Genomic DNA, 21,523 nt, shown 5'->3' with positions numbered 1-21,523 from the left:
AGCGCCGATGCGTGGGCTGGCGGGGCGCCTGCACGTAGACTTCCCAGCATGTGCGGAATCGTCGGATACGTGGGCTCGCGTGAGCCGGGGGAGCGTCCCGAGGGCGTCATCATGGGAGGCCTCGCGCGCCTCGAGTATCGCGGCTACGACTCCGCGGGCATCGCGCTCGTGGGCTCCGACCGCGAGCGCGTGGCCGTGGCGAAGCGGGCGGGCAAGCTCGAGCGCCTCGCGAAGGCGATCGCCGAGGAGCCGCTGCCGCCGTCCACCGCAGCCATCGGGCACACCCGCTGGGCGACCCACGGCGCCCCGACGGACGTCAACGCGCACCCGCACCTCGCGGGCGGCGGGCGCCTGGCCATCATCCACAACGGGATCATCGAGAACCACGGAGAGCTGCGCGACGAGCTCGCGGCCACGGGAGTCGACTTCCTGTCCGACACCGACACCGAGGTCGCCGGGCACCTGCTCGCGCACTACGTCGATCAGGGCCTGGGCCTCGCGGACGCGATGCGCACGGTGGCCGGCAGGCTCGAGGGCGCGTTCACGCTCCTCGCCGTCGACGCACACGATCCCCGCACCGTCGTCGGGGCGCGTCGCAACTCGCCGCTCGTCGTCGGGCTGGGGGACGGGGAGAACTACCTCGGCTCCGACGTCGTCGCGTTCATCGAGCACACCCGCACCGCCCTCGAGCTGGGCCAGGACGAGGTCGTCGAGATCACGCCCGAGTCCGTCGTCGTGACCGACGCCAAGGGCGAGGTCGTCGAGCGCGAGCCGTACGCGATCGACTGGGACGCCGCGGCCGCCGAGAAGGGCGGCTTCGCCACGTTCATGGACAAGGAGATCCACGACCAGCCCGCCGCCGTCGCGGACACCCTGCGTGGCCGGCTCGACAGCCAGGGCCGGCTCAAGCTCGACGAGGGCATGGTCGACGAGTACGTGCTGAAGTCGATCGACAAGATCATCGTCATCGCGTGCGGCACCGCCTCGTACGCGGGACTCGCTGCTCGGTACGCCATCGAGCACTGGACGCGCATCCCGGTCGAGGTCGAGCTCGCGCACGAGTTCCGCTACCGCGACCCCATCGTGTCGGTGAAGACCCTCGTCGTGGCGATCAGCCAGTCCGGCGAGACGATGGACACGATCATGGCCGTGCGCCACGCCCAGAGCCAGGGCGCGACGGTGATCGGCATCGTCAACGCCCAGGGCTCCACCATCGCGCGCGAGGCGAACGCGGTGCTCTACACGCGCGCCGGACCCGAGATCGCGGTGGCGTCCACCAAGGCGTTCCTCGCGCAGATCACCGCAGGCTTCCTCCTGGGCATCTACCTCGCCGAGCTGCGCGGCAACAAGTTCCCGGACGAGATCGAGGCGCTGCTGCGCGAACTCGACCAGATCCCGTCCAAGATCCAGCGGGTGCTCGACACCTCGGCGCCCATCCGCGAGGTCGCACGGACCATGGCCGACGAGCGCACCGTGCTGTTCCTCGGGCGCCATGTGGGGTACCCCGTCGCGCTCGAGGGCGCGCTCAAGCTCAAGGAGCTCGCCTACATCCACGCCGAGGGCTTCGCCGCGGGCGAGCTCAAGCACGGACCGATCGCGCTCGTCGAGCAGGACCAGCCCGTGTTCGTCGTCGTGCCGAGCCCGCGTGGACGCGAGTCGTTGCACGCGAAGGTGCTCTCGAACGTCCAGGAGGTGCGGGCGCGCGGCGCGCGCACCCTGGTCATCGCCGAGGAGGGCGACGTCGTCGCCGCCAAGCACGCCGACGAGATCTTCTACGTTCCGCCGGCCCCCGTCCTCATGACGCCCCTGCTGAAGGTCATCCCGCTGCAGATCTTCGCTCTCGAGCTCGCGGCGGCGAAGGGGTACGACGTGGACCAGCCGCGCAACCTCGCGAAGTCGGTCACGGTCGAGTAGCCGTGGCGGTCGTGGGTGTGGGGATCGACGTGGTCGCGATCTCGCGGTTCGAGGAGTCCGTCGAGCGCTCGCCGAGCTTCCTCGAGCGTGTCTTCACGCCACTCGAGCGCGAGCTCGGTCCGCACAGCCTCGCCGCGCGGTGGGCGGCGAAGGAGGCGCTCGCGAAGGCGCTCGGCGCCCCCGCTGGCCTGCACTGGCACGACGCGGAGATCAGGCGCGAGGAGGGCGGGCGGCCCCAGCTCGAGGTCCGCGGCACCGTCGCGGCGCGCGCGGCCGAGCTCGGCATCGATCGCTTCCACCTCTCGCTGTCGCACGACGCGGGCATCGCCTCGGCCGTCGTGATCGCGGAGTCCGACGCATGAGCGCGCTCGACGTGACCGTCGACTACGGCGCCATCACGCACAACGTCGAGGTGTTGCGCTCGCGGGCGTCGGGAGCGGACGTCATGGCTGTCGTCAAGGCGGACGCCTACGGCCACGGTCTCGCCGCAGCGGCCGAGGCTGCGCGTCGCGGCGGCGCCGCGTGGCTCGGCGTCGCCCAGCCCGGCGAGGCGCTCGCGCTGCGCGCGGCAGGGGACACCGGCCGCATCCTCACCTGGCTCTACGGTCCCGAGCTGCCGGCCCGCGAGCTCATCATCGCCGAGGTCGACCTGTCGGCGTCGTCGCCTGACGTGCTCGGAGCGATCGTCGCCGCGGCACGCGACCTCGGCGTCGCGCCGCGCGTCCACCTGTGCGTCGACACCGGGCTCGGCCGCGAGGGCGTGCCGCTGCGCGAGCTCGGGGCCCTGCTCGACCTCGCGGTGGCGGCGCAGGCCGAGGGGCTCGTGCGGATCGTCGGCATGTGGTCCCACCTCGCCTGGGCCGACGCGCCCGGGCACGCGACCATCGACGCCCAGGCGACCGCGTTCCGTGAGGCGCTTGCCATGGCCCAGGAGCGCGAGATCGCGCTCGAGGTCCGTCACCTCGCCAACTCGGCCTGCACGCTGACCCGCCCCGACCTGCACTTCGACCTGGTCCGGCCCGGCATCGCCGTGTACGGCCTGCCGCCTGTCCCGGACCCCGCTGGCGAGCGCTTCGGTCTCAGGGCGGCGATGGCGGTGCGGTCCGAGGTGATCCTCGTGAAGAACGTCGGAGCGGGCCAAGGAGTGAGCTACGGCCACGACTACGTCACGCCGTATCCCACCACGCTCGGCCTCATCAGCGCGGGCTACGCGGACGGAGTCTTCCGGCGGGCGGGCAACCGCGCCGAGGTGTCGATCCGCGGCCGCCGCTTCCGCATCGCCGGCCGCGTGTGCATGGACCAGTTCGTCGTCGACCTCGGCCCGGTCACGGACGTCGTCGCGGGAGACGTGGCGACCCTGATCGGCCCTGACGGTCCGACCGCGACGGAGTGGGCTGACGCGATCGAGACCATCGACTACGAGGTGGTGTGCCGCTTCGGCGTGCTGCGCAGGAAGGGAGCCGCGTGATCGATCGCACAGTGACCGTCGCCGACGAGGAGACGATGCGCAGGCTCGGCTCCGCGGTGATCGCTCCGGCGCTGCGCGCGGGAGACCTGGTGATCCTCACCGGAGACCTCGGCGCGGGCAAGACCACCTTGACGCAGGGCCTCGGCGCGGCCCTGGGCGTGCGAGGCGACGTGGCGAGCCCGACGTTCATCATCGCCCGCACGCACCCGTCGCTGGGCGACGGTCCCGACCTGGTCCACGTGGACGCCTACCGGCTCGGCTCGCTCGCCGAGCTCGACGACCTCGACCTCGACACGTCGCTCGACGACGCGGTGACGGTGGTCGAGTGGGGCGACGCGGCCGCGACCCTGTCGGAAGACCGCCTCCACCTGACGATCCTGCGCGAGCGGGGCGGCGAGGTGGACATGGACGATCCGTCCGGCGGTGAGCGCACGGTGCGCATCACCTCGCATGGTGCGCGGTGGGACGCCGTCGACCTGCCCGAGCTCTAGGCTGGTGCGCGTGATCCTCGCCATCGACACGTCCGCAGCGGTCGCCGTCGCCCTCGTGCGCGGCGGCGAGACCGTCGCCTCGCGCGCCGAGTTCGCGCCCCGCGGCCACGCCGAGCTGTTGGCGGGGTTCATCGAGGCCGTGCTCGCCGAGGCGGGCGCCGCCACCGCGGACGTCGAGTCGATCGTCGTCGGCACCGGCCCAGCGCCGTTCACCGGGCTGCGCGTCGGGCTCGTCACCGCGCGCACCCTCGGGTACGCCTTGGGCGTTCCGGTGCGGGGCGTGTGCTCTCTCGATGCCCTCGGCGTCGAGCACGGCACCGCCACCGTGGTGGCGGACGCGCGCCGCAAGGAGGTCTACTGGGCGCGCTACGAGGACGGCGTCCGCGTCGCGGGTCCCTCCGTGAGCGCCCCCGCGGACGTCGAGTCGGCCGGCGTCGTGGTCGGACGCGGCGCGGCCCTCTACGCCGAGGCGTTTCCCGGCGCCGTGCCCGCCGACCCCGACCCGGCGGCGCTCGCGCGGGTCGTCGATGCCGCCCTCGCGGGCGGGCAGACGGACTTCCCGCTCGAGCCGCTGTACCTGCGCCGTCCGGACGTGCACGGCGTCCCCGGAGCCTGAGCCGCGTCATGGGCGCAGGCGACGGCGCCGACGGGCCCGAGCGCGCATCGGCCCCCTCCGGACCGCCCGAGGTGCGCGACCTGGGAGAGGCCGATCTCGGCCGGCTCGCAGCGCTCGAGCAGCAGATCTTCGGACGCTCCGCCTGGTCCCGGTCGCTCATCCGTGACGAGCTGCTGTGGGGGCTGTCGCGCTGGCGGGGCATCGACGGCGCGGGCGACCTCATCGCCTACGCCGTGTACGGATTCGAAGGGGACGCCTTCCACCTCATGAACCTCGCGGTCGCTCCCGAGGCGCGCGGCGGCGGACTCGCCCGGGTCCTGATGGCGGACCTGATGTCCGAGGCGACGCGCCTCGAGGCGCCGGACGTGTGGCTCGAGGTCGCGGTCACGAACGACGCGGCGCTGGCGCTGTACCGCGACCACGGGTTCGAGGACGTGCGGGTGCGCCGGAGGTACTACCAGCCCGAGGGCATCGACGCGCTCGTCATGCGCCGCGCGCTGAGCTGACCGAGGCTCAGGCGGCTGCCGGCAAGTCGGGTCGGCCGAGGCGCTCCCGGCGCCGCAGCCAGCGCTCCATCGGGATGGTGGTGAGCGGCGGCACGGCAGCGATCAGCGTCACGAGGGTGAGGCCGAGCCCCCACCGGAAGCGGACGGCGCACGCGAGCGCGAGCGCCCCATAGATCAGGAACGCGACGCCGTGGAGCGGTCCGAACACGCTCACGCCGAGCTCGGTGACATCGAGGACGTGCTCGAGCAGCATGCCGATCAGCAGGCCGGTCCAGGTGACGGCCTCGACCACCGAGATCGCGACGAACGCCCGGCCGAGACGGCTCGCCGGCATCGACAGGCCGGGCGCGACGGCCACGGCGCTCGCGGACCGGGCCCTCACAGCGCCATCACCGCGGCCTCCGCGGCGATGCGTCCGCGCCGCTCGCCCGCGCCGTGGTCGCCCTCCGCGGGCCAGCCGACGCCGAACAGCACCTCGGAGCGCCACGAGGTGCCGCTCAAGAGCGCCTCGTCCATGGCCGCCTTGTCGAAGCCGCCGTACGGCCGCACGGCGAGGCCCGCGGCGCGCAGGCCGATGATGAGGTAGCCCGCCTGGAGCAGGGTGCCGGTGTGCGCCATGCGCTCGCGCCGCTCCGGTTCGGTCTCGAGCCGCTCGTACGTCGAGGCGCTGCCCCCGCCGGTCACCTCGAAGGTGTCGTGGAAGCGGTCGTCGCGCGCGGCCACCATGAGCAGCGGCGCCTGCTCGAGCTTGTGGCGGTTGCCCTCGAGCGCCGCGGCGATGGTCGCTGCGCGCGCCTCCGGGGTGCGCGCGACCGCGAGCCGCATCGGCACGGTGTTGTTGCCGGTGGGACCCCACTTGATCATGTCCCACACGTCGTGGATCACCTCGAGGGGCACCTCGCGGTCCGCGAAGCGGGTGTTGGAACGTGCCTCGGTGAACAGCGCTGCACGCGTGCGGGCATCGACGGAGAAGGAGGTGGACATGTCAACCATTCTCACCCGCTTCGAGGGGTGGCCGTGACCGCGGCTAGGCTGGTCGCGTGAATCCGCTGGTGTTGGGCATCGAGAGCACGTGCGACGAGACGGGCGTGGCGCTCGTCGAGGGCACGGACCTGCTCGTCGACGTCACCGCGTCCTCCATGGACGAGCACGCGCGCTTCGGCGGCATCGTGCCCGAGGTCGCCTCCCGCGCCCACCTCGAGGCGTTCCTGCCGACGCTCGAGGAGGCGCTGTCCCGCGCGGATCGGACGCTGAGCGACGTCGACGCGGTGGCCGTCGCCGCGGGTCCCGGGCTGGTCGGCTCGCTCACCGTCGGCAACGCCGCCGCCAAGGCCCTCGCGCTCGCGATCGACCGCCCGCTGTACGGCGTCAACCACGTGATCGGCCACGCGGCGGTCGACGAGCTCGTGCATGGGGAGTTCCCGGACCGCACGATGGCCCTCGTGGTGTCCGGCGGGCACACGTCGCTGCTGCTCATCGACGACGTCGCGACCGCCGTCACCGAGCTCGGCCACACCCTCGACGACGCCGCGGGGGAGGCCTTCGACAAGGTCGGACGGCTGCTGGGACTTCCGTACCCCGGCGGGCCTCACATCGACCGGCTCGCCCGGGAGGGAGACCCGACGGCGATCCCGTTCCCGAGGGCGCTGACCGCCCCCAAGTTCCAGGAGCGGCACGCGTACGACTTCTCCTTCTCGGGGCTCAAGACGGCCGTCGCGCGCTGGGTGGAGCGCGAGCGTGACGCCGGGCGCGAGATCCCCCTCGCCGACGTCGCGGCCTCGTTCGCGGACGCGGTCGCGGACGTCCTCGTCATGAAGACCCTCAACGCGTGCCGCGAGCACGGAGTCGAGACCCTCGTCATCGGCGGCGGGTTCTCGGCCAACTCGCAGCTGCGCGAGATGGCGACCGCCCGCGGGGAGGCCGCGGGCATCGACGTCCGCATCCCCCCGATCCGCTACTGCACCGACAACGGCGCGATGATCGCGGCCCTCGGGTCTGCGGTGGTCCGGCGCGAGGTCGCCCCCAGCTCGCTCGGCTACGGCGTGGACTCGTCGATGCCGCTGACCCAGGTCACGGCCTGAGCTGATGCCAGGGCGCACGGCCGTGGCCGCACTCTCGGGCGCGGTGATGGTCGTGGTCGGCGCCGGAGCGTGGTGGCTCCTTGGCCAACGCGACGACGCGACGCCCGCGACCGTGGCGACGCCGTCGCCGAGCGCATCGGCCCCCTCTCCCGGACCCACGGCGACGCCCTCACCCTCACCCACGGCGGCGCCTGCTCTCGCATGGGGGCCGCCGGCCGAGCTCTGGGAGCAGTCCCTCGCGGACGCCCGGCAGCTGACGGTCGAGGAGGCCGCCGGACAGGTGATCGTCGCGGCGATCGGCTCGCCCGACCCTGCCGCCGCCGATCGCCTGGTGTCGGACCTCTCGCTCGGCGGCGTGATCGTCATGGGCGACGCCGTGACCGACGCGGCCGGGGTGCGCGCCCTCACCAGCGCGGTGCGGTCCGGCGCCTCCGGGCGCGACTGGCCAGCGATCGTCAGCGTCGACCAGGAGGGCGGGGTCGTGTCGCGCCTGCGGGCCGTGCTCCCCGACCTGCCAGGATTCATGGCTGCGGGCGCCGCGCGGGACAAGGAGGCGGTGCGCGCCGCGTACGGCTCCGCGGCGGCTGACATGCGTGCCCTCGGGTTCACCGTCGACTTCGCGCCGGTCGCCGACGTCACCATCGGCCTCGACGACCCCACCATCCGCACGCGGTCGGCCGGCGGCGACCCCACGGCGGTCGCCGACACGGTGGTGGCGTCCTCGGCCGGGTACGTCGAGGGCGGCATCGTGCCCGTCATCAAGCACTTCCCGGGGCACGGCTCGGTCACCGTCGACTCGCACCTCGGCCTGCCGCGCCAGGACACCGCGGTGGCGGCCCTCGCCGATCGGGACCTGGTGCCCTTCGCCGCCGCGATCGGCGCTGGGCTTCCCGTCATCATGATGGGCCACATCGCCGTGCCTGAGTGGGGGGACGAGGCCGCGACCCTCGAGCCTGCGTCGTACGCCTACCTCCGCGACGAGCTGGGGTTCGGGGGCGTCATCGTCACGGATGCGATGAACATGGGGGCGATCCAGGAGACCAGCGAGCCCGGGGTCGCCTCGGCGCGTGCGCTCGCCGCCGGCGCCGACATCATCCTCCTGCCGCCCGACCCGCGCGCTGCGCGCGACGCGATCGTGGCCGCGGTGGAGTCAGGCGACGTGCCGCGAGAGCGCCTCGATGAGGCGGCCGCGCGAGCGATCACGCTGGCGCGCTGGCAGGAGTCCTTCGCGCCGAGCCCGGAACCGTCGGAGGGCTACGCGAGCGCGCTCGCCGCCGCCGGCGCCACGGTCGCCGCGAAGGACTGCGAGGCGCCGTTCGTCTCAGGGTCCGTGTCGATCTCGGGCGGCTTCGACGCGGACAGGGCGGCGCTGGCCGCGGCGCTCGAGGAGCGCGGCGTCGCGATCGGCACCGGCGGCACCGCGGTGGTGCTCATGGGCGGCGACGCGGCGAGCGGCAGCGGTGACGTGGTGGTCGCGATGGGCGGACCCTGGGGGCTGAGCGCCTCCACGGCGGACGTCTACGTCGGGCTCTACGGGCGCAGCGCCGATGCGCTCGCCGGGTTGGCGGACGTCCTCACCGGGGCCGTCGCGCCAGGGGGTGAGTGGCCCGTCGAGGTCGACGTCCCCTACCCGACCTGCGGGTGAGGAGCGGCGAGCACGGCGCCGGCGGCCGCACGCACCTCTGTCGCGACCGTGTCGAGCAGGGCCGATCGCACGCGCCATTGCTGCCAGTGGAGCGCGACCGCGATGGTGGGGCCGCCGAGCGCGACGAGGTCGCGATCGAGCTCGGAGCGCTGCGCCGGGGGCATGAGCCCCCACCCCATGCCCAGGGCGATGGCCTCGTTGAACTCGCTCGAGGAGGGGATGCGGTGGCGCGGAGGCTGGGCCTCGGGTGCCACCGCATGCAACCACCGGCTCTGGATGTCGTCGGAGCGGTCGAAGTCGACGACGGGTGCGACCGCGAGCGCCGCGGGCGTCGGTCCCTCGGGCAACCAGCGCTCGACGAACGCGGGCGTCGCCACGGCCTCGTAGGTCATCGTCCCCAGCGGTGTGCTCGAGCAGCCGCTCACGGCCGTGGCCCTGGTCGTGACGGCGGCCGAGACGTCGCCGCGGGAGAGCAGGTCGGCGGTGCGCGACTCGTCCTCTCGCTGCACCTCGACCATGATGCCGTGCACGGTGGCGAGAACCGCGAGCGCGGGCATGAGCCACGCGGACATCGAATCCGCGTTGGCGGCGAGCCTGACGGTGGCCCGCCCGGCCTCGTCGCGGCGGAGCGCGCCGTTGAGATCCGCCTCGAGGTGCGCCACCTGGCGCGAGAACTGCAGCACGGCCTCGCCCGCGGGGGTGGGTCGGACCGGCCGCGAGCGGACGAGCACCGCCTGACCGGCGATCCGCTCGAGCGTCGCGATCCGCTGGCTCACAGCAGATTGCGTGACGTGCAGCCGCCGCGCCGCGGCGTCGAGCGAGCCCTCCTCGACGACCGCCGTGAGGGTGTGGGCGAGCTCTGCGGGGATCCTCATATCAGCAAGTCTAATGAAACATGAGAAACACTCGCTGGTGCTGAAGCCGGTTCGGTCCTACCGTCGATGCCATGACCACCTTCCTTGCAGGCCTCGGACTCGGGCTGTCCCTCATCGTCGCCATCGGCGCCCAGAACGTCTTCGTGCTACGTCAGGGGATCCGGCGCGAGCACGTGGCCCTCGTCGTGGTCATCTGCGCGGCGTCCGATGCGGTGCTGATCGCCGCGGGCATCGGAGGTCTCGGCGCCGCGGTCACCGCGCATCCGGGTCTCGTCACGGCGGCGAGGATCGGCGGCGCCGCGTTCCTCCTGGGCTATGCCGTCCTCGCGGCGAGGCGCGCCTGGCGTCCCGCACCTGAGGCGCTGGAGGTAGCGGAGGTCTCGTCCGCCGGGCGCGATGCCGGCAGTCCGCCGTCTGAGCCCGGCCCGGTGCGGACGCAGGAGCGGTCAGCGCTCGGCACCTCGGCGCGCGCCGTCGCCGTGACCGCGCTCGCGCTCACCTGGCTCAACCCGCACGTGTACCTCGACACGGTGCTCCTGCTCGGCACGGTGGGCGCATCGCAGGGGGACGCGGCGTGGGTGTTCGGCGCTGGTGCGATGGTGGGCAGCGTGCTGTGGTTCTCCGCGCTCGGCTACGGGTCGCGCCTCCTCTCGGGGGTGCTCGCGCGCCCGCGTGCCTGGCGCGTGCTGGACGGGGTGATCGCGGTGATCATGGTGGTGCTCGCGATCTCGCTTCTTGCGGGGGCGTGAGCGGGACCGCTGTGGGACCCCTGGCGCCTACGCTGGCGGGATGGCACGGATCACGCAGGACCAGGTCGCCGAGGTGCGCCGGCGCGTCGAGGCGGGCGAACGGCGCGTCGAGATCGCCGCGGCGGTCGGCATCTCCCGCGCGAGCGTGGACTCGATCATGACGGGCAGGCGGGGAGGGCCGTCCCGGCGCGCAGGGACGCTGACGGACGACCAGAAGGACCGGATCCGCGCGCTCGCGGAGACGGGCGTGTCGCAGTCCGCCATCGCCCGGGAGGTCGGCACCAGCCAGCAGATGGTGTCCAAGGTCCTGCGCGGTTGACGGCTGGCGGCGGCGCTCGACCGTGACGTGGGGAGAAGGCGTTCCCCCAGGACGCACGGCGATGGCGAAGCGCGCAGAGGACCTTCCTACAGGGGGTCGGCGAGGAGCGCGAGGCGGCGTGAGCCGACGCGCGTCAGGATCAGCGTCGCGCGCTCGTCGCCGCGCAGCTTGAGCTGCGGCCGGAGCTGCTCGGGCGTCACGTCGACGCCTCGCTTCTTGATGTCGACGGTCCCGATGCCGCGCGCTCGGAGCGCGGAGGCGAGGGCCTTGACCTTGAAGGGCAGCACCTCGCGGATCCGATAGCCGCGCGCGAAGGGCGTCGTGACGGGCGCGGCAGTCGTGAGGTACGCGATTGACGGGTCGAGGAGGTGCGCCCCGAGCTCGGCCGCGAGGACGCCGATCAGGCCCGCGCGGATCACCGCGCCATCGGGCTCGTACACGTGCTCGGCCAGCGCGCCCGCCTCCGCGCGCTCCGTCGACCCCGCGAGGCGGTGAGCTCCGCTGCCGTCGATGACGAGCGCCGCATGACCAACTGCCGCCGCGAGCGGCCCGCACCACAGCCCCGCCTCGACCACCGACCCGTCGACGCTCACCCACTCGGCCTCGGCGCCCTCCGGCACCGCCTCGTGCGGGATCGCGGGCCCGACCTTCACCCCGAGCGCGGGTACGCGGTCGCGCAGGGCGAGCACGGCATCCAGCGGCGGGGAGTAGTCGCGGGGGTCGTGACGCCGCCCGCGCGCGCCGCGCCGTGCCGGGTCCGCGAAGATCCCATCGACGTCGAGCGCGTGGGCGACCTCGAGGGCGTCCGCATGCACGACCCGGGCGTTGTCCCAGTGGCGGAGATTGTGGTCGGCGAGCAGCGCGGTGGCCTCGTCGAGCTCGCACGCCGTCACGTCGAGACTGAGCGCCGCGGCCGCCATCGCGTCGGATCCGATGCCACTGGTGAGGTCCGCGAGGCGCGTGACGCCCGCGGCGCGGAAGCGCTGCGCATGCAGCGCTGCCACCTGGAGGCGGGTCGCCTGCTCGAGCCCGTCCTGCGTCAGGAGCATGCCCGACGCGAACTCCCCGAACTTGGCGCGCGCATCGGCCCTCAGGCGTGACTGGGTGAGCACGGCGGCGACCAGGTCGGGATCGATGCCGCCCGCGCGGAGCTCTCGGCCCACACGATCGGCCTCCGCGGGCGAGTATGGCGGGAGGGCGTCGAGGAGCGCGACCCCCTCGTTCGAGGTCAAGGCGCGGGCGATCGCGACGTCCATGGGGCGATCCTTTCACGCGGCGGTTTCACGGTCGGCGAACCGCGCGCAGTCGGTTAGCACTCGCCGGTCGTGAGTGCTAAATTGGGCACTGCTCCGAACGGAGTGCGCGGCATCCGCCTGACGCTCTGACCCCCGCGACGGCAGGGTGTGAGACGGCCGCGATCCACGTGCAGAACTTGGATGAATGGAAGGTGAGGTCCGCAGTGTCGGTCTCTATCAAGCCTCTTGAGGACAAGGTCGTGGTGAAGCCGGCAGCAGCCGAGCAGACCACCGCCTCCGGCCTCGTGATCCCGGACACCGCGAAGGAGAAGCCCCAGGAGGGCGAGGTCCTCGCGGTGGGCCCCGGTCGCGTCGACGACAACGGCAACCGCATCCCGCTCGACGTCGCGGTGGGTGACAAGGTCATCTACAGCAAGTACGGCGGCACGGAGGTCAAGTACGGCGGCGAGGATCTGCTGATCCTCTCGGCCCGCGACCTGCTGGGCGTCGTCGGCTGATCCAGCCCCACGACAGGACGAAGGCCCCGGAGAATGCTCTCCGGGGCCTTCGTGCGTCTGCGGGCGAGAGGGTCAGCTCGCCTTCTTGAAGCGGCCGGCGAGCATCGCGTGGCGCTCGTCCTCGCTCATGCCGCCCCACACGCCGAAGGGCTCGCGCGCCATGAGGGAGCGCTCGCGACAGGTCTCGAGCACCGGGCAGCGCTCGCAGTACTCCTTGGCGGCCTCGGCGCGGCGTCGGCGGGCGGCGCCGCGCTCGCCCTCCGGATGGAAGAACAGGTCGGGATCGGCGTCCCGACAGGCTCCTTCGTACTGCCACTCCCACTGGTCCTGCGTCGGTGCCGGAAGTTTCGCTACCGAATCCATCGCGCCCCCATCCTTGGTGTCGGGAATCGGTTCCGACTCGCCGTTGAGCCGGACCCCGGGTGGTGCACTTCACCGTAATTCGGAAATATCGGAGAGGTCAAGAGTCGATAACATCCGTCGTACAGATTGCGCACTCCTCCATTCATACCTGGAAGTTCAGGCCTTGGGAAGGGCGGATCTCGAGCCTTCACCGGGCCGTCACCCAGCCGCCACGCAGCCGTCCCGCGGGGGCGCGGATGTTCCGTAGAATCGAGCAATGGCGCCCGTTGACAACAACCCCTTCGGCTTCACCGGACTCACCTACGACGACGTCCTGCTGCTCCCCGGGCAGAGCGACGTCATCCCCTCCGAGGTCGACACCTCGACCCGCCTGACGCGCGACATCCGCATCTCGATCCCGCTGCTGAGCGCTGCGATGGACACCGTCACCGAGGCCCGCATGGCGATCGCGATGGCGCGCCAGGGCGGCATCGGCGTCCTCCACCGCAACCTCTCGATCGAGGACCAGGCCCACCAGGTCCAGATCGTCAAGCGCTCCGAGTCCGGGATGATCTCGGACCCGGTCACCGTCGGCCCCGACGCGACGCTCGCCGAGCTCGACGCGCTGTGCGGCAAGTACCGCGTGTCCGGGCTGCCGGTCGTGGACGAGGACCGCACCCTGCTGGGCATCATCACCAACCGCGACCTGCGGTTCGTGGACCATCAGGACTTCGAGTCGCGCAAGGTCCGCGATGCCATGACTCCCATGCCCCTGGTCACCGGACGCGAGGGCATGCCCAACGCTGAGGCAGCCGCGCTGCTGGGCCAGCACAAGATCGAGAAGCTGCCGCTCGTGGACGAGCATGGCAAGCTCACGGGTCTCATCACCGTCAAGGACTTCGTCAAGTCCGAGCAGTATCCCAAGGCGACCAAGGACGAGCACGGGCGACTGCGGGTGGCGGCCGCCGTCGGCTTCTTCGGCGACGCGTGGGAGCGCGCCGTCGCGCTGGTCGAGGCGGGCGTCGACGCGCTGGTGGTCGACACCGCGCACGGCCACGCGCAGGCCATGATCGACATGATCCGGCGTCTCAAGTCGGACCCGGCCACCTCGCACGTGCAGGTGATCGGCGGGAACGTCGCCACGCGGGAAGGCGCCCAGGCGCTCGTCGACGCGGGCGTCGACGCCGTCAAGGTCGGCGTCGGGCCAGGGTCGATCTGCACGACCCGCGTCGTCGCTGGCGTGGGAGTGCCGCAGGTCACCGCCGTGCACGAGGCTTCGAAGGCGGCCGGCCCCGCCGGTGTCCCGGTCATCGCGGACGGCGGACTGCAGTACTCGGGGGACATCGCGAAGGCGCTCGTCGCCGGAGCCGAGTCCGTCATGCTCGGGTCCCTGTTCGCCGGTTGCGCCGAGGCGCCCGGCGACCTCGTCCTCGTCGGCGGCAAGCAGTTCAAGCTCTACCGCGGCATGGGCTCGATGGGAGCGATGGCCTCGCGCGGCCGGGTGTCGTATTCGAAGGACCGCTACTTCCAGTCCGACGCACCGAGCGACGACGACATCATCCCCGAGGGCATCGAGGGGCGAGTTCCGTTCAAGGGGTCTCTGCACGACGTGTCCCGACAGCTCGTGGGCGGCCTCGGCCAGTCGATGTTCTACGTCGGCGCTCGCACCATCGACGAGCTGCGCGAGAAGGGCACCTTCGTGCGCATCACCCCGGCGGGCCTGAAGGAGTCGCACCCGCACGACATCCAGATGACCGTCGAGGCGCCCAACTACTCGGGTCGCTGAGGCGCGCCCGCGCGCGGGGAACGGCGGCTGACGCGTGGAGATCACCTGGCAGCTGCTCGCGGTCCTCGCGCTCGTCGCGCTCGTCGCGGGGTGCCTCGACACTCTCGCGGGCGGCGGCGGGCTGCTGACCGTTCCCGCGCTCCTGCTGGCGGGGGTGCCGCCCCTGCAGGCGCTCGGGACCAACAAGCTCCAGGCACCGGCCGGCACGGGGATGGCCACCTACCAGGTGCTGCGCAAGCACGGCGTGAGGTGGACGGACGTCCGATGGCCGATGCTGTGGGCCTTCCTCGGCTCGATCGCCGGCTCGATCGCGATCCTCTTCGTGTCCCCCGACGCGCTCGAGATCGTCATCCCGATCGTGCTGGCACTCATCGCCGCGTACTTCCTGTTCGTGCCCAAGGCCCACCACCCACCGGCGAAGCCGCGGATGGCCGATCCCGCCTACGAGGCGACGGTGGTTCCGGCGATCGGCGCCTATGACGGGGCGTTCGGACCCGGCACGGGATCGCTGTTCGCCCTGTCCGGAGTCGCGCTGCGGGCCCTGCCCCTGCGGCGTGCCACGGCTGTGGCGAAGACGCTGAACTTCGCGACCAACGTCGCCTCGCTCATCGTGTTCATCATCGCGGGCAAGGTCGTGTGGGTGATCGGCGGCGTCATGATCGTCGGACAGCTCATCGGGGCCTACATCGGCTCGCACATCCTGCTGCGCGTCAACCCGCTCGTGCTGCGCGTGCTCATCGTGGTGGTGTCGGTCACGATGCTCTGGCGCGTGCTCGCGTCCTAAGTCGCACGCTGCCCGCCGAGCGGCGCGGCCTTGAGAGCTGCCGCGCTCGCGACACGGCCGAGGGCGGTGGGGCATCGTTTCTGCGGTGATGTGAGGATGGGCTGTATGTCCCATGTCTCCCCCTCACTCGCGGCTGAGGCGGCGCGACCAGTCCGTCGCGAGGGCCTCGGTCGCGGCCCGCTCCCCAAGTACCCGGGTCGGCGGCTCGCGCGCTGGGCGCTACGGCTCCTGCTCGCAGCTCCGTTCCTGCTCATCACCGCCGTGCTCGCGGCGGACCATGACGGCTACTTCTTCACGGACACGCCGAACGCGGCGCTCGTCGCACAGGTCGATGCCCTTGCCGACCGGCCTCTGGATGTGGACGTGCTCGTCGCGCTGTACCCGCCGGTGACCACGGTGACGGCCCTCGTCGTACCTGGCGGGGTGGTTGGGCTCGCGGTGCTCGGCTCGCTCGTGGCCGGGTTCTTCCTGCAGCGTGTGCTCGAGTGGCTCCGGCGACAGGAGTATCGCTGGCCCGAGCGAGCCGTGCTGCTGGTCATGCTCGCCGCCACGCCGCTCTTCGCGGTCACCGTCACCACCAACCTGGAGATCACGCTCGCCCTCGCGTTGTTCGGCCTCGGGTTCATCGACGTGGTGCGCTTCATCGTCTTCGCGAACACGCAGGCCGGGTTCCGCGCAGGCATCCTCTTCGCCGCGGCCGCGCTGGCGGCACCCGCGTTCCTGTTCTCTGTCGTGATCGCGGGCTGCGTGGTGCCGTTCCTCGTCCACTCGAGGCGCGGTGCCACCGTGGCCAACGCGCTCGTCCTGGTGTTCCCGACGATCGCGGCCTTCGGTGCGGTATCGATCCTGGGGCTGGTGTTCCGCTCTGACCTGTTCTTCGTGTTCGGTGGGGAGGGCTTGCAGTTCGACCTCGATCGAGCTGCTCTGGTGCGCGAGGTGCTCACGGGTCCCTGGGGATGGCTGTACTTCGCGCCCGCCGTCGCGGGCGTGGCGTTCGCGTTCGCGGTCCGACGACCGGTCCTCGCGCTCATGCCGCCGCTCGTGACCGCGTCGATCCTCCTCTCCGTGGTGCTCGGCGCCACCCCGAGTGGCTCGGCCGGCGTCACCTTCTTGTTGCTGCTCGTGATCGGGATCGCTCTGCTGCCTCGCCGTCCGCGCGGGGGTGTGCTGGCGCTGATCCTCGTGCTGGCCATGAGCCAAGCCGTCGTGGCTTGGGTGACGGCGTTCGTGCTCTATCCAGCCTCGCAGGCATGGATGGACTCCTTGGCAGCGGGGTGGGCGGCATGAGCAGGATCCGCATCGCTGACGAGCACACCGCCCACGAGGCGACCTACGGCCTCTGGGAGCGCGACCCGCGGCTCTCCGCGCGTCGGGTCCTGCTGCGTTCGCAGAAGGTCGTCGTGGCGGTGGCCGTGATCGCCCTCGGGGTCGCGCTCGTGCTGGCACCCGTCGGCACCATCATCGCCATCCTCGGCGTCTCGAGCGTGGTGTTCCTGGCGTCGACGGCATTCAAGTTCTGGGTGTCGCTGCGTGGGGCACGTTACGACCTGGTCGACCACATCGCACCCGCGGAACTGGACGCGCTCCAGGACGACGAGCTGCCGATCTACACCGTGCTCGTGCCGGTGTTCCGTGAGGCGAACATCGTGCATCGCCTCGTGACGAACCTGGGTGCCCTGGACTATCCGAGCGAGAAGCTTGAGGTGCTGATCCTCGTCGAAGAGGAGGACGACGAGACCCGGGACGCGATCGAGGCGTCCGGCACGCCGGACTACATGACGGTGGTGGTGGTCCCGAAGGGCGTGCCGCAGACCAAGCCTCGTGCCTGCAACGTCGGCCTCGCGATGTGCACCGGCGAGTTCGTCGTGATCTACGACGCCGAGGACGCGCCCGACCCTCTGCAGCTCAAGAAGGCGTACCTCGCGTTCCGTCGGGCCGGCGAGCGGACCGCCGTGGTCCAGGCACAGCTCAACTACTTCAATGCTCGCGAGAACCTCTTGACGCGCATGTTCACGCTCGAGTACTCGTACTGGTTCGACTACATGCTCCCGGGACTCGACGTGGATACCCTCCCGATCCCGTTGGGCGGCACCTCGAACCACTTCCGCACGAGCATGCTCCAGGAGCTCGGCGGGTGGGACCCCTTCAACGTCACCGAGGACGCCGACCTGGGCATTCGTGCAGGCGCTCTCGGGTATCGCGTCGGGATCGTCGACTCCGTGACGTGGGAGGAGGCCAACACCTCGATCCCGAACTTCGTCCGCCAGCGCAGCCGTTGGATCAAGGGCTACATGCAGACCTCGTTGGTCCACGCTCGATCGCCCCGGCGCCTCATCCGTGAGCTGGGGTGGCGCAGGTTCTGGGGCTTCGCGCTGCTCATCGGCGGCACGCCGCTCACGTTCTTGGGGGTGCTGCCGTTCACGGTGATCACCTTCGTCACGTGGATGACCCCGGTCGACGTGCTCGACCAGTACTTCCCTCCGGCGGTGCTCGCGGTGTGTCTGCTGAACTTCTTGTTGGGCAACGGCCTGATCATCTACCTCAACATGATGGGCCCGTTCAAGCGCGGTGCGTTCTGGTTGGTGCCGTGGGCGCTCGTGAACCCTCTCTATTGGATCCTGCACTCGATCGCTGCGTACAAGGGGCTGTGGCAGCTGATCGTCCGCCCGCACTACTGGGAGAAGACCGAGCACGGACTCAGCGCGCAGGAGGGGCCTGAGCCGAGCCCCGTCGGGAAGGCCGTGTAGGCGAGCCGGCGGGCGTCCGCGTCAGGGGTACAGCCCGCGCAGCTCGTGGGCCTCGATGACGCGCCGCACGGCGAGCGCGGTCGCCGCCTGTCGGTAGGACAGGTCGTGGGCGCTCGCATACGCCACGACGTCGTGCCAGGCGCGCGTCATGCGCTCCTCGAGGCGCTCGTTCACCTCGCGCTCGGACCATTGGTACGCCTGGTTGGCCTGCACCCACTCGAAGTACGACACGATCACGCCGCCCGCGTTCGCAAGGATGTCGGGCACGATCAGCACGTCCATGTCCGCGAGGATCGCGTCCGCCTCGTTGGTGGTCGGGCCGTTCGCACCCTCGACGATGATGCGCGCCTTGACGTCCGCCGCGTTGTCGGCGGTGATCACGCCCTCCACCGCCGCCGGCACGACGACGTCGACGTCGAGCGTCACGAGAATGGAGGCGTCGATGGCCTCCGCTCCGGAGAAGCCGGCGACGGAGCCCGTCTCGTCAACGTGCTCGCCGAGCCTGGCGATGTCGAGCCCTCCGTCCGCCCACACGGCGCCGTCCACATCGCTGACCGCCTGCACGCGGACGCCGGACTCGGCGAGCAGGCGCGCGGCGCCCCGGCCCACCTTGCCGAAGCCCTGCACCACGGCGGTGGCGCCCGCGGGGTCGACGCCGCGGCTCGCCATGGCCATGAGCGCGACGTGCGCGACGCCCCGCGAGGTCGCCATGGCGCGGCCGAGCGAGCCGCCCAGGCTGATGGGCTTTCCCGTCACCACGCCGGGCACGGTGTGGCCCACGGACGCGGAGTAGGTGTCCATGATCCACGCCATGGTGCGCTCGTCGGTGCCGATGTCCGGCGCCGGGATGTCCACCTCCGGCCCGATGATGGGCAGGATCTCGGACGTGTAGCGGCGCGTGACCCGCTCCAGTTCGGCCGCGGAGTGCTCGCGCGGGTCGATCGCGACGCCGCCCTTCGCGCCGCCGTAGGGGACGTCGACGAGCGCGCACTTCCAGCTCATCCACATCGCGAGCGCGCGCACCTCGTCGAGGTCGACGGCGGTCGAGAAGCGCAGTCCCCCCTTCGCGGGGCCGCGGGAGAAGTTGTGCTGCACGCGGAAGCCCTCGTAGGTGGCGATCGACCCATCGTCGCGCCGCAGCGGCACGGACACGGCCATCTCCCGGCGGCTCGTCGCCAGCATCCGGTGCGTGCCTGCATCGACGCCCAGGTGGGCGATCGCCTCGGCGAGCTGGGCCCGCGCATCGGTGAGCGGACCTGAGGCGGGCAGCGCGGGCGCGTCAGTGGACATGAGACCTCCTCGTCGTCATGTCCTCACGCTATCCCCGGCGGGGTGTCGCGGCGCGCCACGGCGTGCCTGCAGAGTCGCGATTCTTGAGGCGTCAGGCGCCCCCGGTCCGTGCGCGGGTGCGCGAGGTCAGAACAGCGGCGCTGTTGCGGCGTCCGTCGCACCCTCCGCGGTGGACCGCGCGACGGGCCACTCGGGACGCGGGAGGTCGTCGGTGCGTCCGCGGGACGTGAGCCAGGCCGCGAACCCGACGGCCCAATCACGGTGCGCCGCGACCTGCTGGTCGTGCAGGGAGTCGAGGTCGACGGTGGCGATGGTGGGATACGCCGCGGCCAGCGCGTGGACCAGGTCGAGCGTCGCGAGCACGTCGGCGTCGGCGGCGTGCAGATCGTCGGCGACGACCGGGACGGCGTAGAGCGTGCACAGGTCGATCAGCTTGCGCTTGCCCTTGCGGTAGCGGTCGAGGTGGCGGTCGAGCACGTACGGGTCGACGATCGGACGCACGCCGCGCGGGCTGCGCGACTCGAGCGAGGCGAGCCCGTGACGCTCGAGCTCGGACTCGAGGATCGACAGGTCGAACTGGACGTTGAAGCCCACGACCGGGATGCCCGCCCCGAGCGCGTCGGCAAGCGTCGAGGCGATCTCCTCGAGCGCATCGGCCGGTCGCACGCCCTCGGCGCGCGCCTGCTCCGTCGTGATGCCGTGCACCGCTGTGGCGCCCGCGGGGATCTCGACGCCCGGGTCGATGAGCCAGGTGCGCGTGCGCACCTCGTCGCCCGACCGCGTGATGATTGCCGCGGTGACGATGCGGTCGTTGTCGGTCGAGATGCCCGTGGTCTCCGTGTCGAAGCCCACCAAGGTCGCGTCTAGCCAGCTCATGGTGACACTCTCCCACGTGCGGGTGACATCGACGGGCGACGTCGCCTCGCCGGCACCGGGCGTGAGCGGGGCCGATAGGCTGGGCGGGTGAGCAACGAGATCGAGATCGGGCGCGGCAAGCGTGGACGCCGCGCATACTCCTTCGACGACATCGCGGTGGTGCCCTCGCGCCGCACGCGGGCGCCCGAGCAGGTGAGCCTGTCCTGGCAGATCGACGCGTTCCAGTTCGACATCCCGGTGATCTCCGCCCCCATGGACTCGGTCATGAGCCCCGCCACGGCCATCGCGCTGGGGAAGCACGGAGGCCTCGGCGTGCTCGACCTCGAGGGCCTGTGGACCCGCTACGAGGACCCGGAGCCCCTGCTCAAGCAGATCGCGGGCTTCGACGCTGCCGACGCGACCGGCCGCCTTCAGGAGATGTACCGCGAGCCCATCAAGGACGAGCTGATCGCCGCGCGGCTGCAGGAGGTGCGCGCCGCGGGCGTGCCCGTCGCGGGCGCGCTGAGTCCTCAGCGCACGCAGGAGCACTACCAGACGGTGCTGAAGGCGGGCGTCGACCTGTTCGTCATCCGCGGCACCACGGTGAGCGCGGAGCACGTCTCTGGTGACGCCGAGGCGCTCAACCTCAAGAAGTTCATCTACGACCTCGACGTGCCCGTCATCGTCGGCGGCGCCTCGACCTACCAGGCCGCGCTGCACCTCATGCGCACGGGAGCCGCCGGAGTGCTCGTCGGCTTCGGCGGAGGCTCCGCGCAGCGCACGCGCACGACGCTCGGCATCCACGCGCCGATGGCCACCGCGGTGTCCGACGTCGCCGCCGCCCGCCGCGACTACCTCGACGAGTCCGGCGGCCGCTACGTCCACGTCATCGCCGACGGCGGCCTGGGCCGCGCCGGCGACCTCGTCAAGGCCTTCGCCTGCGGCGCCGACGCCGTCATGCTGGGCGCCGCGCTGGCCCGCTCCACCGAGGCGCCGGGCAAGGGCTTCCACTGGGGCCAGGAGGCGTACCACGCCGAGCTGCCGCGCGGCGAGCGGGTCGAGGTGGGCACGACGGGCACCCTCGAGGAGATCCTCCACGGGCCCGGCCACCGGGCCGACGGCACCACCAACATCATGGGAGCGCTGCGTCGCTCGATGGCGACGACCGGCTACTCGGACCTCAAGGAGTTCCAGCGGGTCGACGTGGTCGTCTCGCCGTACCACCCGGCGTAGCTCGCCCGGAGGGCCGATGCGCGCTCGGCCCGCGCGGCGTCGTCACCCTGCGTGCCGGTCGCCGGCCGT

23 protein-coding genes are annotated in these 21,523 nt (G+C 71.9%); 16 read left to right on the top strand and 7 right to left on the bottom strand.

Annotated features, from left to right (window positions below; genetic code table 11):
* The first annotated feature begins 48 nt into the window (after positions 1 to 48).
* The 6 genes from glmS to rimI are packed head-to-tail and all read left to right on the top strand — an operon-like array spanning position 49 to position 4,995.
* Positions 49 to 1,914: a glutamine--fructose-6-phosphate transaminase (isomerizing) gene (gene glmS, locus B7K25_RS07205; protein WP_084105058.1), complete on the top strand. Its 1,866-nt coding sequence runs from the start codon at positions 49 to 51 to the stop codon at positions 1,912 to 1,914.
* Positions 1,915 to 1,916: 2 nt separating this feature from the next.
* Complete coding sequence (locus B7K25_RS07200) at positions 1,917 to 2,276, top strand: holo-ACP synthase (protein WP_084105057.1); 360 nt, start codon at positions 1,917 to 1,919, stop codon at positions 2,274 to 2,276.
* On the top strand, positions 2,273 to 3,382 hold the full coding sequence (alr, locus tag B7K25_RS07195) for an alanine racemase (protein WP_084105056.1): 1,110 nt from the start codon (positions 2,273 to 2,275) through the stop codon (positions 3,380 to 3,382). Before B7K25_RS07200 ends, alr begins: the two co-directional genes overlap by 4 nt.
* A 35-nt stretch (positions 3,383 to 3,417) precedes the next feature.
* The gene (tsaE, locus tag B7K25_RS07190; protein WP_084105262.1) at positions 3,418 to 3,873 is read left to right on the top strand and encodes a tRNA (adenosine(37)-N6)-threonylcarbamoyltransferase complex ATPase subunit type 1 TsaE; all 456 of its coding nucleotides are present in this window, start codon (positions 3,418 to 3,420) and stop codon (positions 3,871 to 3,873) included.
* 10 nt (positions 3,874 to 3,883) lie between these two features.
* The gene (tsaB, locus tag B7K25_RS07185) at positions 3,884 to 4,489 is read left to right on the top strand and encodes a tRNA (adenosine(37)-N6)-threonylcarbamoyltransferase complex dimerization subunit type 1 TsaB (protein WP_234988115.1); all 606 of its coding nucleotides are present in this window, start codon (positions 3,884 to 3,886) and stop codon (positions 4,487 to 4,489) included.
* Positions 4,490 to 4,497: 8 nt separating this feature from the next.
* The gene (gene rimI, locus B7K25_RS07180; protein ID WP_084105054.1) at positions 4,498 to 4,995 is read left to right on the top strand and encodes a ribosomal protein S18-alanine N-acetyltransferase; all 498 of its coding nucleotides are present in this window, start codon (positions 4,498 to 4,500) and stop codon (positions 4,993 to 4,995) included.
* Positions 4,996 to 5,002: 7 nt separating this feature from the next.
* Here rimI and B7K25_RS07175 read toward each other — a convergent pair whose 3' ends face one another.
* Both B7K25_RS07175 and B7K25_RS07170 read right to left on the bottom strand, forming a co-directional pair.
* The gene (locus B7K25_RS07175) at positions 5,003 to 5,377 is read right to left on the bottom strand and encodes a DUF3817 domain-containing protein (RefSeq protein ID WP_234988114.1); all 375 of its coding nucleotides are present in this window, start codon (positions 5,375 to 5,377) and stop codon (positions 5,003 to 5,005) included.
* Positions 5,374 to 5,979, bottom strand: coding sequence for a malonic semialdehyde reductase (locus B7K25_RS07170; RefSeq protein WP_159450153.1), 606 nt, complete (start codon positions 5,977 to 5,979; stop codon positions 5,374 to 5,376). The genes B7K25_RS07175 and B7K25_RS07170 overlap by 4 nt, the downstream gene beginning before the upstream one ends.
* 56 nt (positions 5,980 to 6,035) lie before the next feature.
* Between B7K25_RS07170 and tsaD the strand changes: the two genes are divergently transcribed.
* Both tsaD and B7K25_RS07160 read left to right on the top strand, forming a co-directional pair.
* Positions 6,036 to 7,076: a tRNA (adenosine(37)-N6)-threonylcarbamoyltransferase complex transferase subunit TsaD gene (gene tsaD, locus B7K25_RS07165; RefSeq protein ID WP_234988113.1), complete on the top strand. Its 1,041-nt coding sequence runs from the start codon at positions 6,036 to 6,038 to the stop codon at positions 7,074 to 7,076.
* Positions 7,077 to 7,098: 22 nt separating this feature from the next.
* The gene (locus B7K25_RS07160) at positions 7,099 to 8,721 is read left to right on the top strand and encodes a glycoside hydrolase family 3 N-terminal domain-containing protein (protein ID WP_144018917.1); all 1,623 of its coding nucleotides are present in this window, start codon (positions 7,099 to 7,101) and stop codon (positions 8,719 to 8,721) included.
* On the opposite strand, the gene B7K25_RS07155 is transcribed toward B7K25_RS07160, so the two are convergent.
* Entirely contained in the window at positions 8,703 to 9,596 is an 894-nt protein-coding gene (locus B7K25_RS07155; RefSeq protein ID WP_084105051.1) for an ArgP/LysG family DNA-binding transcriptional regulator, read from the bottom strand. The genes B7K25_RS07160 and B7K25_RS07155 overlap by 19 nt on opposite strands.
* 71 nt (positions 9,597 to 9,667) lie before the next feature.
* Here B7K25_RS07155 and B7K25_RS07150 point away from each other — a divergent pair, with 71 nt between their 5' ends.
* Positions 9,668 to 10,345 (top strand): LysE/ArgO family amino acid transporter, encoded by a 678-nt coding sequence (locus B7K25_RS07150; protein WP_084105050.1) that lies wholly within the window; start codon positions 9,668 to 9,670, stop codon positions 10,343 to 10,345.
* A 40-nt stretch (positions 10,346 to 10,385) separates the two neighbouring features.
* Positions 10,386 to 10,664: a hypothetical protein gene (locus tag B7K25_RS07145; protein ID WP_084105049.1), complete on the top strand. Its 279-nt coding sequence runs from the start codon at positions 10,386 to 10,388 to the stop codon at positions 10,662 to 10,664.
* Between the two features lie 86 nt (positions 10,665 to 10,750).
* Here B7K25_RS07145 and B7K25_RS07140 read toward each other — a convergent pair whose 3' ends face one another.
* The gene (locus B7K25_RS07140; protein WP_084105048.1) at positions 10,751 to 11,920 is read right to left on the bottom strand and encodes an SAM-dependent methyltransferase; all 1,170 of its coding nucleotides are present in this window, start codon (positions 11,918 to 11,920) and stop codon (positions 10,751 to 10,753) included.
* Between the two features lie 203 nt (positions 11,921 to 12,123).
* On the opposite strand from B7K25_RS07140, the gene groES reads away from it, so the two are divergent.
* Positions 12,124 to 12,417: a co-chaperone GroES gene (gene groES / locus B7K25_RS07135; RefSeq protein WP_084105047.1), complete on the top strand. Its 294-nt coding sequence runs from the start codon at positions 12,124 to 12,126 to the stop codon at positions 12,415 to 12,417.
* A gap of 72 nt (positions 12,418 to 12,489) precedes the next feature.
* Here the strand turns inward: groES and B7K25_RS07130 are convergent, their stop codons facing one another.
* Positions 12,490 to 12,780 (bottom strand): WhiB family transcriptional regulator, encoded by a 291-nt coding sequence (locus tag B7K25_RS07130; protein WP_084105046.1) that lies wholly within the window; start codon positions 12,778 to 12,780, stop codon positions 12,490 to 12,492.
* 256 nt (positions 12,781 to 13,036) lie between these two features.
* On the opposite strand from B7K25_RS07130, the gene guaB reads away from it, so the two are divergent.
* From guaB to B7K25_RS07115, 4 genes are all read left to right on the top strand, one after another.
* Positions 13,037 to 14,545 carry an IMP dehydrogenase gene (gene guaB, locus B7K25_RS07125; protein WP_084105045.1) on the top strand — a complete coding sequence of 503 codons (1,509 nt, stop codon included), beginning with the start codon at positions 13,037 to 13,039 and terminating at the stop codon, positions 14,543 to 14,545.
* Between the two features lie 34 nt (positions 14,546 to 14,579).
* On the top strand, positions 14,580 to 15,329 hold the full coding sequence (locus tag B7K25_RS07120) for a TSUP family transporter (RefSeq protein ID WP_084105044.1): 750 nt from the start codon (positions 14,580 to 14,582) through the stop codon (positions 15,327 to 15,329).
* A 105-nt stretch (positions 15,330 to 15,434) separates the two neighbouring features.
* Positions 15,435 to 16,616 (top strand): hypothetical protein, encoded by a 1,182-nt coding sequence (locus tag B7K25_RS13585; RefSeq protein ID WP_144018916.1) that lies wholly within the window; start codon positions 15,435 to 15,437, stop codon positions 16,614 to 16,616.
* Positions 16,580 to 18,076, top strand: a complete 1,497-nt coding sequence (locus tag B7K25_RS07115) for a glycosyltransferase (RefSeq protein ID WP_144018915.1) — start codon at positions 16,580 to 16,582, stop codon at positions 18,074 to 18,076. Before B7K25_RS13585 ends, B7K25_RS07115 begins: the two co-directional genes overlap by 37 nt.
* A 21-nt stretch (positions 18,077 to 18,097) precedes the next feature.
* Here B7K25_RS07115 and B7K25_RS07110 read toward each other — a convergent pair whose 3' ends face one another.
* Together B7K25_RS07110 and B7K25_RS07105 are read right to left on the bottom strand one after the other, a co-directional pair.
* Positions 18,098 to 19,366 (bottom strand): Glu/Leu/Phe/Val dehydrogenase, encoded by a 1,269-nt coding sequence (locus B7K25_RS07110; RefSeq protein ID WP_084105042.1) that lies wholly within the window; start codon positions 19,364 to 19,366, stop codon positions 18,098 to 18,100.
* Positions 19,367 to 19,492: 126 nt separating this feature from the next.
* Positions 19,493 to 20,242 carry an exonuclease domain-containing protein gene (locus B7K25_RS07105; protein ID WP_084105041.1) on the bottom strand — a complete coding sequence of 250 codons (750 nt, stop codon included), beginning with the start codon at positions 20,240 to 20,242 and terminating at the stop codon, positions 19,493 to 19,495.
* A gap of 87 nt (positions 20,243 to 20,329) precedes the next feature.
* Between B7K25_RS07105 and B7K25_RS07100 the strand changes: the two genes are divergently transcribed.
* Positions 20,330 to 21,454, top strand: a complete 1,125-nt coding sequence (locus B7K25_RS07100; protein ID WP_084105040.1) for a GuaB3 family IMP dehydrogenase-related protein — start codon at positions 20,330 to 20,332, stop codon at positions 21,452 to 21,454.
* The last annotated feature ends 69 nt before the right edge of the window (positions 21,455 to 21,523 follow it).

This window comes from Demequina sp. NBRC 110056, from assembly GCF_002090155.1.
In the GTDB taxonomy this organism is placed as follows: Bacteria; Actinomycetota; Actinomycetes; order Actinomycetales; family Demequinaceae; genus Demequina.
This window is presented reverse-complemented; position numbering and strand designations above follow the sequence as displayed.